17 protein-coding genes are annotated in these 14,114 nt (G+C 73.9%); 7 read left to right on the forward strand and 10 right to left on the reverse strand.

The features are described from left to right. Positions 1-81 precede the first annotated feature (81 nt). The 3 genes from Sru01_RS30655 (at position 82) to Sru01_RS30665 (ending at position 2,237) form a co-directional block, all read left to right on the forward strand. On the forward strand, positions 82-471 hold the full coding sequence (locus Sru01_RS30655) for a hypothetical protein (protein WP_203993027.1): 390 nt from the start codon (positions 82-84) through the stop codon (positions 469-471). Positions 472-514: 43 nt separating this feature from the next. Next, positions 515-802 carry a hypothetical protein gene (locus tag Sru01_RS30660; RefSeq protein WP_203993029.1) on the forward strand — a complete coding sequence of 96 codons (288 nt, stop codon included), beginning with the start codon at positions 515-517 and terminating at the stop codon, positions 800-802. Between the two features lie 154 nt (positions 803-956). After that, positions 957-2,237 (forward strand): NsdA family TPR-like regulatory protein, encoded by a 1,281-nt coding sequence (locus Sru01_RS30665; protein WP_203993031.1) that lies wholly within the window; start codon positions 957-959, stop codon positions 2,235-2,237. 171 nt (positions 2,238-2,408) lie between these two features. Here the strand turns inward: Sru01_RS30665 and Sru01_RS36385 are convergent, their stop codons facing one another. The 3 genes from Sru01_RS36385 to Sru01_RS30680 all read right to left on the reverse strand — a co-directional run bounded on the left by Sru01_RS36385 (position 2,409) and on the right by Sru01_RS30680 (position 5,387). Then, positions 2,409-3,125, reverse strand: a complete 717-nt coding sequence (locus Sru01_RS36385; protein ID WP_203993033.1) for a DUF5941 domain-containing protein — start codon at positions 3,123-3,125, stop codon at positions 2,409-2,411. Continuing rightward, a complete protein-coding gene (locus Sru01_RS36390; protein WP_203993034.1) occupies positions 3,122-4,699 on the reverse strand; it encodes a CDP-alcohol phosphatidyltransferase family protein in 1,578 nt (525 codons plus the stop codon). Before Sru01_RS36390 ends, Sru01_RS36385 begins: the two co-directional genes overlap by 4 nt. A gap of 178 nt (positions 4,700-4,877) precedes the next feature. Further along, positions 4,878-5,387, reverse strand: a complete 510-nt coding sequence (locus Sru01_RS30680) for a MarR family winged helix-turn-helix transcriptional regulator (protein ID WP_203993036.1) — start codon at positions 5,385-5,387, stop codon at positions 4,878-4,880. 59 nt (positions 5,388-5,446) lie between these two features. Here Sru01_RS30680 and Sru01_RS30685 point away from each other — a divergent pair, with 59 nt between their 5' ends. From Sru01_RS30685 to Sru01_RS30695, 3 genes are all read left to right on the forward strand, one after another. Further along, positions 5,447-6,313 (forward strand): NmrA/HSCARG family protein, encoded by an 867-nt coding sequence (locus Sru01_RS30685; protein ID WP_203993038.1) that lies wholly within the window; start codon positions 5,447-5,449, stop codon positions 6,311-6,313. A gap of 61 nt (positions 6,314-6,374) precedes the next feature. Further along, positions 6,375-7,103 (forward strand): DNA repair protein RecO, encoded by a 729-nt coding sequence (recO, locus tag Sru01_RS30690; protein WP_203993041.1) that lies wholly within the window; start codon positions 6,375-6,377, stop codon positions 7,101-7,103. Between the two features lie 73 nt (positions 7,104-7,176). After that, positions 7,177-7,992 carry an isoprenyl transferase gene (locus tag Sru01_RS30695; RefSeq protein ID WP_203993043.1) on the forward strand — a complete coding sequence of 272 codons (816 nt, stop codon included), beginning with the start codon at positions 7,177-7,179 and terminating at the stop codon, positions 7,990-7,992. Between the two features lie 89 nt (positions 7,993-8,081). Here the strand turns inward: Sru01_RS30695 and Sru01_RS30700 are convergent, their stop codons facing one another. The 7 genes from Sru01_RS30700 to Sru01_RS30730 form a co-directional block, all read right to left on the reverse strand. Beyond that, entirely contained in the window at positions 8,082-9,224 is a 1,143-nt protein-coding gene (locus Sru01_RS30700) for a hypothetical protein (protein WP_203993045.1), read from the reverse strand. A 153-nt stretch (positions 9,225-9,377) separates the two neighbouring features. Further along, positions 9,378-9,926, reverse strand: coding sequence for a CGNR zinc finger domain-containing protein (locus Sru01_RS30705; RefSeq protein ID WP_203993047.1), 549 nt, complete (start codon positions 9,924-9,926; stop codon positions 9,378-9,380). A gap of 6 nt (positions 9,927-9,932) precedes the next feature. Next, positions 9,933-10,322 carry a Fur family transcriptional regulator gene (locus tag Sru01_RS30710; protein ID WP_203993049.1) on the reverse strand — a complete coding sequence of 130 codons (390 nt, stop codon included), beginning with the start codon at positions 10,320-10,322 and terminating at the stop codon, positions 9,933-9,935. Between the two features lie 138 nt (positions 10,323-10,460). Beyond that, complete coding sequence (locus Sru01_RS30715; RefSeq protein WP_203993051.1) at positions 10,461-11,294, reverse strand: metal ABC transporter permease; 834 nt, start codon at positions 11,292-11,294, stop codon at positions 10,461-10,463. Further along, positions 11,291-12,115, reverse strand: a complete 825-nt coding sequence (locus tag Sru01_RS30720) for a metal ABC transporter ATP-binding protein (protein WP_373869556.1) — start codon at positions 12,113-12,115, stop codon at positions 11,291-11,293. Before Sru01_RS30720 ends, Sru01_RS30715 begins: the two co-directional genes overlap by 4 nt. Beyond that, on the reverse strand, positions 12,112-13,101 hold the full coding sequence (locus tag Sru01_RS30725; RefSeq protein ID WP_203993126.1) for a metal ABC transporter substrate-binding protein: 990 nt from the start codon (positions 13,099-13,101) through the stop codon (positions 12,112-12,114). The genes Sru01_RS30720 and Sru01_RS30725 overlap by 4 nt, the downstream gene beginning before the upstream one ends. Before the next feature lie 84 nt (positions 13,102-13,185). After that, positions 13,186-13,623, reverse strand: coding sequence for a DUF6703 family protein (locus tag Sru01_RS30730; RefSeq protein WP_239137878.1), 438 nt, complete (start codon positions 13,621-13,623; stop codon positions 13,186-13,188). Between the two features lie 65 nt (positions 13,624-13,688). Between Sru01_RS30730 and Sru01_RS30735 the strand changes: the two genes are divergently transcribed. Further along, positions 13,689-13,970, forward strand: coding sequence for an antibiotic biosynthesis monooxygenase family protein (locus tag Sru01_RS30735; RefSeq protein WP_203993054.1), 282 nt, complete (start codon positions 13,689-13,691; stop codon positions 13,968-13,970). Positions 13,971-14,114: the final 144 nt, after the last annotated feature.

The following is a 14,114-nucleotide window of genomic DNA, read 5'->3' on the forward strand; positions in this document are numbered from 1 at the left end:
ACTGAAGTGAAGGGCGAGGGTAGGGTGGTCCGCCAGGTGCGGCCACCCTGCTCCGTTTCGTGACTTCGTACGAGGTTAGAGGTGAACATGGTCGTTCGTCATCGCCCGGCACTTGTGGTAGGGCTCGGCGTACTTTCGATGTCGGCGGCCTACGGCCTCGGGTATCTCACCCCGAGGAGCTCGGCCGTGTCGATCAGGCGGGTGGTCGTCACCTCCGTCGACACGGTGAACCGGCTGATCGAGTTCGAGGACCGAGGCAAGACCGAGATTCTGGGCTTGCGGCCCGCCTGGATCGACGCGAAAACCAAGGTCTTCTTCAACGATCGACTGCCGCCATGTCTTGCATCGAGCACAGCCGGCGCCCAGGAACCCTACGTCCGGATGGAGAAGGAGGTGGAACTGGCCACCACTCAGGCGGCCGCAGCCGATGTCGCTCCGGACCAGGAAATACTGGTCTGGATCAAATGCTGACAGCGCGGCGGCCATCCAGATCGGCGCGCCGCCTTCCCGATGCGTGGACGCCGGGTGTCGTTGGTATGACGAGCCGGAGCTGGGTTCGGAGATCGGCCTGTGCTGGGAGCTGACCACCGGTCCTTGTGGTGTCGACTACACCGGGCGAGCGGTCGAATCCGAACACGCGGCTCTGATCGTGGTGGCGGGGCGGCCGCACGATGACGGAAACCTGTGCACGGCCGAGGGATACCCCAGACAGGTGACCTTGCGGCTCGACCGCGCTCTGGGCGGGCGGGCGGTGTTGGAAGCCGTGGAGGGAATGCCGGTTCCCGTCGATCTCGCGAAATAGTCGTACCTCGGCCGCCCGGTAGAAACGGTGCTCAAATCCGGCCGAGGGCGAGCCGGTGCGGCGGTGGCGCAGGTTCCGGCACCGCACGCCTGCCGGAGCATCGCTTCCCGATCCGCGGGCGCCGGGTGGTCGTTTCCAGGTCGTTCCGGTGTGGGTGTCGCCGACGACCTGGAGCCGTTGGGAGCGGGGCCGCCAGGAGATCCGGCCGGTGTACCGGGCGCGGATGGCCCAGGTGTTCGGGGTGGACCCGATCGAGGTCGAGCGCTGGATCGAGGGCACCGACCCGGTCGATACGGAAGCCTGGCTCCGCACCGACTTCAATGACCCGTCCATCCCGACTACCGTCGAGGCCGCCGGACGACTCTGGAGGTGCGACGTGGATCCGGATCGCCGCCACCTGCTGGCCGCGCTGCCGTTCGTCCCGGCGGCGCTGGGCGGCTGGCTCTCGGCCTGGGCCTACGGCGCCCCGGTCGCGCCGGCGGCGCACGAGGGCTCGGGGCCGCTCGTCGGACCTTCCGATGTGCGGCGGATCGTCGAGGCCCGGCAGGCGTTCGGCCAGATGGACCACCGGTTCGGCGCGGGCCTGGTGCGTCCGGCGGTGGTGGACTACCTGAACGGCACCGTCACCCCGTTGCTACGCGGCCGGTACACCGCTCAGGTGGGCGCCGAACTGATGACGGCCGCGGCGGCGATGACGCAGATGGCCGGGTGGACCGCCTTCGATCTCGGCCGCCATGGGCTGGCGCAGCAGTACTTCGGTCAAGCACTCAAGCTGTCCAAGGCCGGCGGTGACGCGCTGACCGGCGTCTGGGTGCTGACGAGCATGGCCCATCAGGCGATCTGGCTGGGCCATCGTTCACAGGCGGCCTGGCTGTCCCGTGCGGCGGTGGAGACCGCGCGCCGGACCCAGGCTCCACCGCGGGTCCTGGCCCCATTGCTGGTCAGGGAGGCGTGGATCGTGGCCTTGCAGTCGAGCCAGGCCGGTGCGGTGGACGCGCACGCCGCCAGGCAGGTGCAGCAATTGCTGGATGAAGCCGAACGCGTGCACGCCCAAGGCGGCAGCGATCGCGATCCGTTCTGGACGGCCTGGTACGACGAGCCGGAGCTGGGCTCGGAGATCGGCCTGTGCTGGGAGCTGCTCGGTGCCTATGACCGGGCCGCGGACCTGGCGAACGCGGCGATCCGTGCGTTCGCCGAGAAGCGGCCTCGATCGGCGCAGATCAACTGGATGAACGCGGCGGACGCCTACCTGGGCATGGGGGAGGTGGAGCAGGCGGTGGAGACGGCGCGGGCGGCCGTTCCGCTGGCCGGGTCGCTGACGTCGGCGCGCTCGGTGGAGCGGGTCCGGAAGTTCGCCGACCGGCTGGAGCCGTACGCCGCCACCGTCCAGGTCAGGGAGTTCCGCGCCTACCTGAACGCCGAACTCGCCTCCTGAGAGCCCGCCGCACGTCGAACGGACGCCGGAACGGACGCGGCGCGACCGGAACCGAGGGGGCGCGGGTCGGGGTGGGAGCCGGACGGGCCGGGGTGGAAACGGCACGGGGCCGGGACTAACACGGCGAGGGCCGGGACGGTCGTGCCGTCCCGGCCCTCGCGCGCCGGCGGATCAGGCCTTGTCGGCCTCGCCGGTGGTCTGCTCCAAGGCCTCCTCCGGGGAGGCCTCCAGGTCGTCGGACGCCTGCGCCAGCGCGGTCTCCTTGTCCAGCCGCACCCAGCTGGTGACGCTCTCCACCGCGAACAGCACGCCGAGGTACAGCGACAGCGCCGCGGTCACCCAGGTAAGCAGGCCGAGGGCGGCGCCGGCGCCGAGCAGCAGCAGCCGGACCTCCCAGCCGAGCCCGGCCCGGAACACCCACGGCGCCGGCCAGATGCTCTGCCGGGTGCGGTACACCGTGTCGTAGGTGTGGTAGCCGACCACGTAGATCAGCACGAACAGCAGCCACTTGGGCGTGCCGGCGGCCAGCCCGAGCAGGATGATCGTGAGGAACTCGGTGCCGCGGATCAGCGGCGGCACCAGCCAGTCGAACCGGCCGAGATGGTCGCGCGGCGCGGTGGGCACCACGAGCACGACCATGGCGAGCACCGGCACCAGCATGATCGCGCCGCGGCCCGGGTCCAGCACGCCGCCCAGCCCGACGGCGACCACCGCCACCAGCGCGAGCAGCGCGGCCGGCACCGGCGGCACCCCGCGGCCGATCCGGTCGCGCAGCACGGCCACCAGCGGGCCGTCGTCGCGGTAGGCCAGCAGCCGGGCGGTCTGCACCCGCCGCCGCTCCTCGTCGGGATCGAGCAGCGGGGCCGGGGCCTGGGGTTGGGTGATCATGCGAGCGACCTCATGAGACGTCCGGTGAGCGTGTAGGCGGCCGCGATGCCGCCCCAGATCACGAGGGTGAGGAACGTGACGCGGGGCTCGAAGAGCGCCGCGGTGATCGCGATGGCGGCGAACCGCTCGCCGATCGGGAAGACGATCATCTTGCGGGCCCAGTGCACGGCGCGGAACCGGCCGGCCTTGGTCCACAGCTTCAGCGCGCCGCGCACCCCTCCGGTGCGCGAGGCCCGGCGCTTCTCCAGCGCGTCGCGCAGCGGCCGGTCGTCGGCGGCGGTCAGCTCCAGCGTCGGCAGCGGGACGGGGGCCTTGCGCCGGTTGGCGGCGCCGAAGGAGAAGTCGAGCAGGTGGCGTACCGACTGCAGCGATAGCGCGATCAGCGCCAGCGTCCATACGTCGCCCTGGCCGGCCACGATCGAGCCGACCGCGAGGCCGGCGAACACCACGTACTCCTTGGCGCGGTCGAACGTCGCGTCCAGCCAGGCGCCGAGCACGCCGAACTTGCGAGCGTACCGGGCGACCTGCCCGTCCACGCAGTCGAACACGAACGCGAAGTAGATCAGCAGGCCGCCGGCCACCGCCCCGGCGCGGGTGCCGGTGGCGAAGGCCAGCGCGGCGAGCACGCCGAGCGCGATCGAGATCATGGTGACCTGGTTCGGCGTCAGCCCGCGCCGGGCCGCCCAGCGGGCGATGAAGCGGGAGTAGGTGCTGACGAAGAAGGTGGTGAAGAAGCCGTCGGCGCCCTTGACCGCGTTGTTCAGCCGGGCGCGGTCCTCGTCGATCTCCGACATCGCGGCGACCGCCGCGTCCGCCTCGGCCTGCGACCAGGCCCGGGCGTAGAACAGGTCGCGGCGGCCGCGGATGCCGACCGACACGCCGCGGCGGACCAGGCCGAGCACCAGCAGCTGGACCAGGTCGTCCTCCGGGCCGAACAGGTGGGCCATGCCGGCCAGCTCGCGTGCCGCCGCGGCCAGGGTGGCGGCGTGCCGCTGGTGCACGTACAGCGGGCCGAGCAGCACGCTGTTGGGCCGGGTGACCGCGTGGTAGGCCGAGCCGACCGAGATGACCCGCGAGCGGCCGGACCGGGCCCGGACGATCAGGCCCTCGAGGGTGCGGTCGCCGATCTCCGGCTGCGCCTCCTCGATCGGCACCTCGTCCGCGATCGGCTCACCGTTCTCGTCCTCCTGGCGGGGCTCCTTGGCGATCAGGGCGAGCGCGCCGCGCTTGCTCTTGGTGATCTGGTAGATCAGCTCGTCGTGGACGACCGCGCCGGCCGGGATGAGGAACAGGTTGTCGGCGGCGTGCTCGGCGGCGTCGGCGACGGCGTGCAGGTCGCCGGCCAGGTCGGCGGACTCGGCCACCCGGCCGGGCAGGCCGCGCAGGTCGCCGGCCTCGGCGGGCCGGACGATGGCGACGGGCTCGGGGTCCAGCGCGACGGCCTGGGCGTGCAGGCGCGAAAGGACGGTGGGCGAGCCGGGAAGGGACGTCAGCGCCAGGCGACCGGGCGGGACGTGCGGTTCGGTGGAACCGATCGGGCCGGGCGAGGAGCCCAGCAGGACCACGCGGGTCATGTCACCCTTTCAGGCAGCGTGCGAGGAGGCGGAGGCGAGCGTAGAGGGGTTGCCGCCAGGTGGAAGAGTTTAGTGACTGTTCTTCCTCCGGACGCCACCAGCCGGGGACCCGAGACCGATTCGTCGCAACAAGGAGTCACATCCTTTTCAGGGGTCTCCATGACAACAATCCCATTTGTCATTTTTGCCGTTCTTTGCCATCACTCGCCGGAGCGGATGTTCCCGGCGCTCCGCCCTCCTCGCCCGCCTGATCGTTGGCGTCCAGCACCCGGCGCAGCAGCGTTTCCAGCGTGAGCCGCTCGGCGTCGGTGAGCGGATCCAGCAGCGGCCGCTGGGACACGCGGGCGGCGGCGTGCAACCGGTCCAGCAGGACGCGACCTGCCTCGCCGAGCACGACCCGGTGGCGCCGGCGGTCCTGCGGGTCCGGCGTCCGGGTGACCAGTCCGGCGGCCTCCAGGTGGTCGATGCGCACGCTCAGGTGACTCTTGTCGATCCGGAGGTACCCGGCGAGCTCGCGCTGGGACGCCGGTCCGAAATCATCGAGCGCGGTGAGGATCGCATGGTGGCCGAGGAGCAGCCCGTGCCGTTCCAGGGTCGCTTCGAGGTGACGGGTGCCGTACTTGGCCACCTGGGAGGCCAGGTACGAGTGCAGCGCGAGCAGGGAGGGAGGGCGCGGTGATCCTGGCATGGCCAAAATAGTAGCAGCACGCTACTGTTGCGCCTTGCAACCGATCTGGAGGAGTAATCGTGGACGGTAAGGGACCCATCGTGGTGACCGGGGCGACTGGCAGGCAGGGGGGCGCGGTGGCGCGTCACCTGATCGACCGAGGCTGGGCCGTGCGGGCTCTCGTTCGCGACCCTGACGGGCCGAACGCCCAGGAGCTGGCCCGACGTGGCGCGGCCATCACGGCCGGCGATCTGGACGACCGGGAGTCGATGAAGACGGCCCTGGCCGGCGCCTACGGGGTGTTCAGCGTGCAGGGTTTCACCGGTCCCGACGGCGTGGCCGGCGAGATGCGGCAGGGCCGCCTGCTCGCCGAGACCGCGGCCGAGGCCGGCGTCTCCCACCTGGTGTACAGCTCGGTCGGCGGCGCGGAACGCGACACCGGGATCCCGCACTTCGCCAGCAAATGGCGGATCGAGCAGGCCATCGCCGCGCTCGGCCTGCCCGCGACGATCCTGCGACCGGTGTTCTTCATGGAGAACTTCGCGTTCATGGGCCCGCGTCCGGCCGGTGACGAGCTGGTCCTGCGGTTGGCCCTGCGCCCGCAGACCACCCTGCAGATGATCGCCGTGGACGACATCGGCCGGATCGCGGCCACGGTGTTCGACCGGCGCGGCGAATACCTGGGTAGGGCCATCGAGATAGCGGGTGACCAGCTGACCGGGCCGCGGATCGCGGCCGAGTTCGCCGCGGCGGCGGGCCGTCCGGTCCGGTTCGAGCAGCAGCCGCGTGCGGAGCTCGCGGCCTGGTCCGGTGAGGTCGCCACGATGTTCGACTGGTTCGACCAGGCCGGCTACCAGGCCGACATCCCGGCCCTGCGCCGTCACCATCCCGGCCTGCATACGCTGGCCGACTGGCTGCGGGAGTCGCGATGGGCGCCGGCCGGCTGACCGGGGCCCGCCCCGGGATCGCCCGGACCGGTCGTGATGGGCCGCCGCCTAGACTGGGCCGGTGCATCTGTACCGGGACGAAGGCGTCGTGCTGCGCACCCAGAAGCTGGGCGAGGCCGACCGCATCGTCACCGTGCTCACCCGGCGCACCGGCAAGGTGCGCGGGGTCGCCAAGGGGGTCCGCCGCACCAGGTCCCGGTTCGGCGCCCGGCTGGAGCCGTTCACCCACGTCGACGTCCAGCTGCACACCGGCCGCTCGCTGGACGTGATCACCCAGGTCGAGACGATCCGGCCGTACGGCGAGGCGCTGGTCGCCGACTACCCGCGCTACACCGCCGGCACCGCCATGCTGGAGACCGCCGACCGGCTCACCATGGGCGAGAAGGAGCCCGCACTGCGGCAGTTCCTGCTCCTGGTCGGCGGCCTGCGCACCCTCGCCGAGGGCGGCCACGAGGCGCGCCTGGTGCTGGACGCCTACTTCCTGCGCTCCCTGGCCGTCGCCGGGTACGCCCCGGCGCTGGACTCCTGCGCCCGCTGCTCCACCCCGGCCATCCGCGCGTTCGCGATCCCGGCCGGCGGCGTGGTGTGCGGCGGGTGCCGGCCGGCCGGCGCCGCGGTGCCCGCCGCCGAGACCATCGGCCTGATGATCGCGCTGACCCGCGGCGACTGGGACACCGCCGACGCCGCCGAGCCCCGGCACCGCGCCGAATGCAGCGGCCTGGTCGCCGCGTACCTGCAGTGGCACCTCGAACACGGAATACGCTCGCTACGGCACGTCGAACGCCGGTAGGCGCTGCCCGTGACCGCCCGCCCGAGGCCGCGCCGGCCGGCCTCCCGACACCCGGCACAGGAGAACGAAGACCGTGAACGTCCGCCCGCCCGCCCCGCACCCCTCTGGCGCCGTCCCGCCGCCCATTCCGCGCGACCTGGTGCCCCGGCACGTCGCGATCATCATGGACGGCAACGGCCGCTGGGCCAAGTCGCGCGGGCTGCCGCGCACCGAGGGGCACAAGGCGGGGGAGGCGTCGCTGTTCGACGTGATCGAGGGGGCGATCGAGCTCGGCGTGCCGAACCTGTCGGCCTACGCCTTCTCCACCGAGAACTGGCGGCGCTCCCCGGACGAGGTCCGCTTCCTGATGGGCTTCAACCGCGACGTCATCCGCCGCCGCCGCGACCAGCTGCACGCCCTCGGCGTGCGGGTCCGGTGGGCCGGCCGGCCGGGACGGCTGTGGAAGAGCGTGATCAAGGAGCTCCGCGACGCCGAGGAGATGACCCGGGACAACCGCACGCTCAACCTGCAGTTCTGCGTCAACTACGGCGGGCGCGCCGAGATCGTGGACGCCGCCGCCGCGCTGGCCGCGGACGTCGCCGCCGGCCGGGTGCGGGCGGACAAGATCACCGAGCGTACCTTCGCTCGCTACCTGTACCAGCCCGAGATGCCGGAGGTCGACCTGTTCGTCCGCTCGTCCGGCGAGCAGCGCACCTCCAACTTCCTGCCCTGGCAGTCGGTCTACGCCGAGATGGTGTTCCTCAACCGGCTGTGGCCCGACTTCGACCGCCGCGACCTGTGGCAGGCCTGCGAGGTCTTCGCCAAGCGCGACCGCAGGTACGGCGGCGCGGTGCCCAACCCGGTCGCCGACCCCGGCCCCGACCCCGAGGCCGACCCGGACGCCGGCTGACCCGGACGCCGGCGCCGACCCCGGATGCGGGCCGATCCGGGATGCGGGCCGATCCGGACGCGGGCCGACCCCGGATGCCGGGCCGCGGGTCAGCCCAGCACCGAGAGGGCGATCTGCGGCCGTCCGGCGCCGAGGAAGAAGATGCCCGGATACCCCCGGGTCTCGAACCGGCCGCTGCGGTTGTTCCGCAGCACCGAGGTCTCGATGCGCAGCGTGCCGGTGCGGTCGTTGCTGACGAAGAACACCGCGCCGCCGCCCTCGTTCGCCTGGTTGCCGGTCAGCACCGAGCCGGCGATCCGGACGTCGAACCGGTTGCCGTCGGCGTAGATCGCCCCGCCGCTGCCGCCGCCGGGCGTGCCGGCCCGCGCCGGGTTGGCCCCGCGGCCGACCGCCCGGTTGTGGCTCAGCACGCTGTTGAGCACCTGCCAGGAGGTGCCGATGCCGCTCAGCGCGCCGCCGTTGGCGCAGGTGCCGCCGAGCCCGGGCGCCCCGCCGAACGTGCTGTTCACCACGTACACCGGGCGGTCGCGGTACTGGTCCAGCGCGCGGATCGCCCCGCCGCCGACGTCCGGCCCGGCCGGGTCGCAGCGGTTGCGGACGAACACCGAGTTCACCACCTTCAGCCGGCCGCCGCGGGCGAAGATCGCGCCGCCGCCCCCGCCGTCGGTGCGCTGCCCGGTGGCGTCGCCGTCGGCGAACGTCAGGTTCTGCACGGTCAGCCGGGGGGTCGCCTGGTCCTGGCAGTGCGCGGTGGTCCACGTCTGCGCCCGGTCGCAGGTGTTCAGGTACAGGATGCGCCGCCGGCCCTCGCCGCTCAGCGTGACCTTGCCGCCGCCGTCCAGCACCACCCGGGCGCTGGTGTTGACGACCTTGGCGGTGGCGGCCATCCGGATCGTCACCGGGTCCGGCCCGCAGGAGAAGGTGATGACGCCGCCGGCGGCCACCGCGGCGACCACCGCGGCGGAGGTGCAGCTCGCCGGGGTGCCGTTCCCGACCACCCGGTCGGGGTCGGCGGTGCGCTCGGCCCGCGCCTCGGCCGGCACCCGGGCCCGGCCCTTGGGATTGCCCGGCGCGAACCGCGCGGCGGGCCGGGCGGCCCGCGCATCGGCCGCCGCCGTGGCCTGGACCGCCGCCCCGGCGGGCGGTGCCGGCAGCACGGGCGGCGACAGCACCGGCAGCGACAGGACGGTCAGAACGGACAGGACCCTGACCGGGCCACGGTTCCTCGGCATGACCGGGATGCTAGCGGGGGACGGCCGGGAAATCCGGCGGTCGGCCGGATGGCCGGGCATGGCGCCGCGCGGGTCAGCCACGCCGCCGCGCCGGGTCAGCCGTGCAGCCGTGCCGGGTCAGCCGTAGCGTCGCGCCGGGTCAGCCGCGCCGGGTCAGCCGCGCCGTCGCGCCCGGTAGGCGGCCACGTGCATCCGGTTTCCGCAGGTGCGGCTGTCGCAGTACACCCGGGACCGGTTGCGCGACTCGTCCACGAAGACGCTGCCGCAGTCGGGCGCGGCGCAGCTGCGCAACCGATCCGAGCCGTGCTCGGCGAGCAGGTGGGCCAGCGCCACCCCGCACTCGGCGGCCAGGTGCTCGGCCAGCGACGCGCCGGGCGCGAAGTAGTGCACGTGCAGCGGCCAGCCGTCGTGCTCGGTCAGCCGCGCGGTGATCGGGGTGCGCTCCAGCAGCACGTTCAGCCGCGAGGTCGCGGTGGCCAGGTCCGGCGCGGTGAAGATCTCGAAGAACACCCGGCGCACGGCGTGCACCTCGGGCAGGTCATCGGGCCCGAGCGACCGGACGCCGGTCACCTCCTCGCGCCGCACGAACTCGGTCAGCGCCGGCACGTCGCCGAGCCGCTCGGGGCCGCCGGTCTCCGGCGCGGTGTTCACCAGCGCCGCGGCGGTGGCCAGCGAGCAGGACAGGTCGTGGCTGAACGGCATGGGCGCTCAGCCCGCCGACGCCACGGCCGAACAGGACGAGCAGGTGCCGAACACCTCGACCGTGTGGGTGATCGCGGTGAAACCGTGCTCGGCCCCCACCGCCTCCGCCCAGCGCTCGACGGCCGGGCCGTCCACCTCCACGGTGCGCCCGCACCCGCGGCAGACCAGGTGGTGGTGGTGGCGGCCGGTGGCGCAGGCGCGGTAGACCGCCTCGCCGTCGTCGGTGCGCAGCACGTCGATCTGGCCGGCGTCCGCCAGCGACTGCAGGGCCCGGTAGACGGTGGTCAGGCCGATCTTGGCGCCGTCGGCCCGCAACTCGGCGTAGATGTCCTGCGCGCTGCGGAACCCGTCGCTCTGCGCGAGGAGGCTGCGGACGGCGTCGCGGCGGCTGCTCATCGGCACCTCCGGCTGCGGGACCGTGCGGTCATCGATACTCCTTGAGCGTGGAACCTGCGCCTCCGGCCCGGGACGGGCGGTCCGCGGCGGAGCCGGCCACCCCGCCGAGCGCGAGGATCTCCCCCCGGCGGGCGGAGGTCAAGGCGTGACCTCCCGCGCCCGGCCCCGGCGGACGAATCTACCGACACCCAGCGCCACCGTGAAACCGCCGAGCGCGATCAGCACGATGGCCGCGCCCGGTGACACGCCGGCGTAGAACGCGGTGGTCAGCCCGCCCACGGTGGCCGCCACGCCGATCGCCATCGCCGCCAGCATGGTCGCGGCGAAGCCGCGGGTGAGCTGCTGGCCGGTGGCCACCGGCACCACCATCAGCGCGCTGACCAGCAGCAGGCCCACCACCCGCATCGCGATCACCACGGTGAGGGCCGCGGTCACCGCGATGAGCAGGCTGAGGAACCGCACCGGCAGGCCGCTGACCTTGGCCACCTCCTCGTCCTGGCACAGCACGAACAGCTGGCGGCCGAAGGCGGCGACCACGCCGAGCACGAACGCGGCCAGCAGGGCGATCACCCAGATGTCCTCGGTGGTCACGCTGCTGATCGACCCGAAAAGGTAGGAGGTGAGCGTGGCGTTGCTGCCACCCGGTGCCAGGCCGATGAGCAGCACCCCGCCGGCGATGCCGCCGTAGAACAGCAGGGCGAGCGCGACGTCGCCCGTGGTGCGCCCACGCGCGCGCACCAGCTCGATCGCCACCGCGCCGAGCACCGCCACCACCACGGCGGTGAGCACCGGCGCGGTGCCGGTGAGGAAGCCCAGGGCCACGCCGGTCAGCGCCACGTGCCCGATGCCGTCGCCGAGCAGCGCGAGCCGGCGCTGCACGATGAAGGTGCCGACCGCCGGCGCGGCCAGGCCGACGAGCAGCGCGGCCACCAGCGCGCGCACCATGAAGTCGTAGCTCAGCAACTCGATCATCCACGGTCCTCCGGGGTGAGCGGGCCGCCCGCGACGCCGTAGGCGTGCGGCCGGCCCTGCTCGTGGCCGGGATGGGGATGGCAGCCGGGTGCCCCGTCCGGCGCGCCGTCCCGGGCGACCAGGCCGTCGCGCAGCTCGACCACCCGGGTGATCAGCGGCGCCATCGGCCCGAGCTCGTGCGCGACCAGCAGCACGGTGCGGCCCTGCCCGACCAGCGTTTCCAGGGTTCCGGCCAGGTGACGCTGGCTGCCGGCGTCCACCCCCGCGGTCGGCTCGTCCATGACGAACGTCTCCGGCTCGCCGGCCAGCGCCCGGGCGATGAGCACCCGCTGCTGCTGGCCGCCCGACAGCAGCCCGACCGGGTCGCCGGCCCGCGCGCCGAGGTCCACCGCGTCCAGCGCCCGGGCCACCGCGGCGCGGTCGGCGGCGCGGTCGCGGCCGAGCCGGCGCCGCCGGGCCACCCGGCCGGAGGCCACCACCTCGCGGACGGTGGCCGGCACGCCGCCGCCGATCGACAGGCGCTGCGGCACGTAGCCGATGCGCCACCAGTCGCGGAACCGGGCCGGGGGCAGGCCGTACAGCTCGGTGGTGCCGGCCGCCAGCGGCACCAGGCCGAGCAGCGCGCGGATGAGCGTGGACTTGCCCGACCCGTTGGCGCCGAGCACGGCCACCACCTCGCCGGCCGCCACGTGCAGGTCGACGCCGCGCAGCACCGGCCGCCCGTCCAGGGCGACCTGGCCGCCGGTCATGGCGAACGCGGGCGGCGCGGCGGCCGGCCGGGGCGGGTCGGCGGCGCCGGCCGCCGGTGCTGATCGGGTCATCGACATCCCAGGGCGGTGCGGAGGGCGGAGAGGTTGGCGCGGGCGGCGGCGAGGTGGTCGCCCTGGGCGGGGCGGCTCTCGATCGGGTCCAGCACGGCGGTGCGCGCGCCGATCTCGCGGGCGAGGACCTCGGCGACCTTGGGGCTGACGAGGGTCTCGGTGAAAATGGTAGTCACCTTCTCCTGCCGTGCGAGCCGCGCGGCCTCGGCGAGCCGCGCCGGAGCGGGCTCGGCCTCGGGGTCCAGGCCGCTGATGGCCACCTGCTTCAGGTGGTAGCGGTTCGCCAGGTGGCCGAACGCGGCGTGCGCGGTGAGGATGGTGCGGCCGGCGCAGTTCGCCAGGCCCCGCTGGTACTCCTGGTCCAGGGCGCCGAGCTCGCCGGCGGTGGTCTCGGCCCGCCCGGTGTACCCGGCGGCGTGGGCGGAGTCGGCGGCGGCGAGCCGCCGGCCGAGTTCGGTGCCCGCGGCGGCCAGCCGGGTGGGGTCCAGCCAGACGTGCGGGTCGGTGGCGCCGTGCTCGTCGTGCCCGCCGGCCTCGTCGTCGTGGCCGGCAGGGTCGTCGTGGTCGTCGTGGTCGCCGTCCGGCGGCGCGGGCAGCGGGGTGCCGGCCGCCGTCGTGATGTCGTAGGCCTTGCCGGCGGCGTGCTGCTCGACGGCCTCGTCCACGGCGGGCTGCAGCCCCTTGACGTACACGACCAGGTCGGCCCGCCCGATGTCGGCGATCTGGCGCGGGGTCAGCTCCAGGTCGTGCGGCTCGACGCCGGGTGCGGTGAGCCCGGCGACCTCGGCGTCCGGCCCGGCCACCCGGGCCGACAGCCATTCCAGCGGGTAGAAGGCGGCCAGCACCCGCGGCCCGTCGCCGGCCGGGCCGGTGGCGGCGGAGGTGCCGGGGGAGCAGGCGGTGGCGGCGAGCAGGGCGCCGGCGCCGAGCAGCGCGGCGAGGGTGCGGGGGCGGGACGAGCGACGGTACCTGGACGAATGGGGCATCACCCTGACGAGTATCCGCAGAATGAAAACCATTGTCAAAATCGGCCGGCGCCGCCCGCCCGGGGAGCACCTGCCCGCCGGGCGTCAGAACACGCCGAAGCGGGCGGCCGCGAAGAGCACCAGGAACGTCACCAGCGCGACGCGCAGGAATCGGGCGAACGTCCCCAGCGACGGCCAGGACATGTAGGCCAGCCACAGCACGAAGCCCAGCACCGGCAGCACGGCGATCCCGCCCCGCCAGTCCGCCACCGCGAAGCCCACCAGCAGCAGCGCCACCAGGACCACCGGAATCAGCCAGCGCGGCAGCCGGTACAGGAAGACCAGCGGGGCCGCGCTGCGCCGCTCGACCGCGCGGCGCAGGCCGGTCGCGCCGGGCGTCATGAAGTGCTCGCCGGGCGGCAGCGGCCGGGGCCCGCGGCGGGCGGCGGGCCGGCGCGCGAGCGGATGCGGCGGCACCGCGCGGTCACGGCCGGAAGGCGGTGCCGCGGGCGGCCGGCGGGTGGGATCGTGCTTGTCAGCCACCTTAAGCAGCCTAGCGCCGGGGGCCCGCGCCCCGGCACCCGCGCCGGGCTGGCATGCTGAGCGGCATGTTCGCCCTCATCAGGTACGCGGTCCCCGAAGCGCGCACCGCGGAGTTCACCGGGCAGGCCCGGGCGATCCTCGGCACGCTGGCCGCCCAGCCGGGCCACCTGCGCGGCAGGCTGGGCCGGTCCGTCGACGAGCCGGGCCTGTGGGCCCTGGTGACCGAGTGGGAGGGCGCGGGCTTCTACCGCCGCGCGCTGTCGGCGGCCCGGATGGACATGTACCCGCTGATGACACTGATGATCAACGAGCCGGGCGCCTTCGAGGTGGTGGCCGGCGAATCCTGAGGGTCTGCGGCCTTCGCGGCCGGCCGGCCACCCGCCGCCCGGCCGCCGCGCGGAATTGTGGGCGGGTCCGGCCTCGCCTTCCCCTAAGCTTGAGCCGATCGGGCAGGTGAAGCGCCCTCTGATCGACCGACTCGACCCCGACCG

This window comes from Sphaerisporangium rufum (assembly GCF_016863395.1).
Taxonomy (GTDB): domain Bacteria; phylum Actinomycetota; class Actinomycetes; order Streptosporangiales; family Streptosporangiaceae; genus Sphaerisporangium; species Sphaerisporangium rufum.

Excerpts from the sequence above, each read along its gene's own strand:
- Sru01_RS30710 (WP_203993049.1), bottom strand. The coding sequence starts at position 10,322 with ATGAGCAGCCGCCGCGACGCCGTCCGCAGCCTCCTCGCGCAGAGCGAC.
- Sru01_RS30680 (WP_203993036.1), bottom strand. The coding sequence starts at position 5,387 with ATGCCAGGATCACCGCGCCCTCCCTCCCTGCTCGCGCTGCACTCGTAC.
- Sru01_RS30725 (WP_203993126.1), bottom strand. The coding sequence starts at position 13,101 with ATGCCCCATTCGTCCAGGTACCGTCGCTCGTCCCGCCCCCGCACCCTC.
- Sru01_RS36385 (WP_203993033.1), bottom strand. The coding sequence starts at position 3,125 with ATGATCACCCAACCCCAGGCCCCGGCCCCGCTGCTCGATCCCGACGAG.
- Sru01_RS30715 (WP_203993051.1), bottom strand. The coding sequence starts at position 11,294 with ATGATCGAGTTGCTGAGCTACGACTTCATGGTGCGCGCGCTGGTGGCC.
- Sru01_RS30720 (WP_373869556.1), bottom strand. The coding sequence starts at position 12,115 with ATGACCCGATCAGCACCGGCGGCCGGCGCCGCCGACCCGCCCCGGCCG.
- Sru01_RS30735 (WP_203993054.1), top strand. The coding sequence starts at position 13,689 with ATGTTCGCCCTCATCAGGTACGCGGTCCCCGAAGCGCGCACCGCGGAG.
- Sru01_RS36390 (WP_203993034.1), bottom strand. The coding sequence starts at position 4,699 with ATGACCCGCGTGGTCCTGCTGGGCTCCTCGCCCGGCCCGATCGGTTCC.
- Sru01_RS30700 (WP_203993045.1), bottom strand. The coding sequence starts at position 9,224 with ATGCCGAGGAACCGTGGCCCGGTCAGGGTCCTGTCCGTTCTGACCGTC.
- Sru01_RS30705 (WP_203993047.1), bottom strand. The coding sequence starts at position 9,926 with ATGCCGTTCAGCCACGACCTGTCCTGCTCGCTGGCCACCGCCGCGGCG.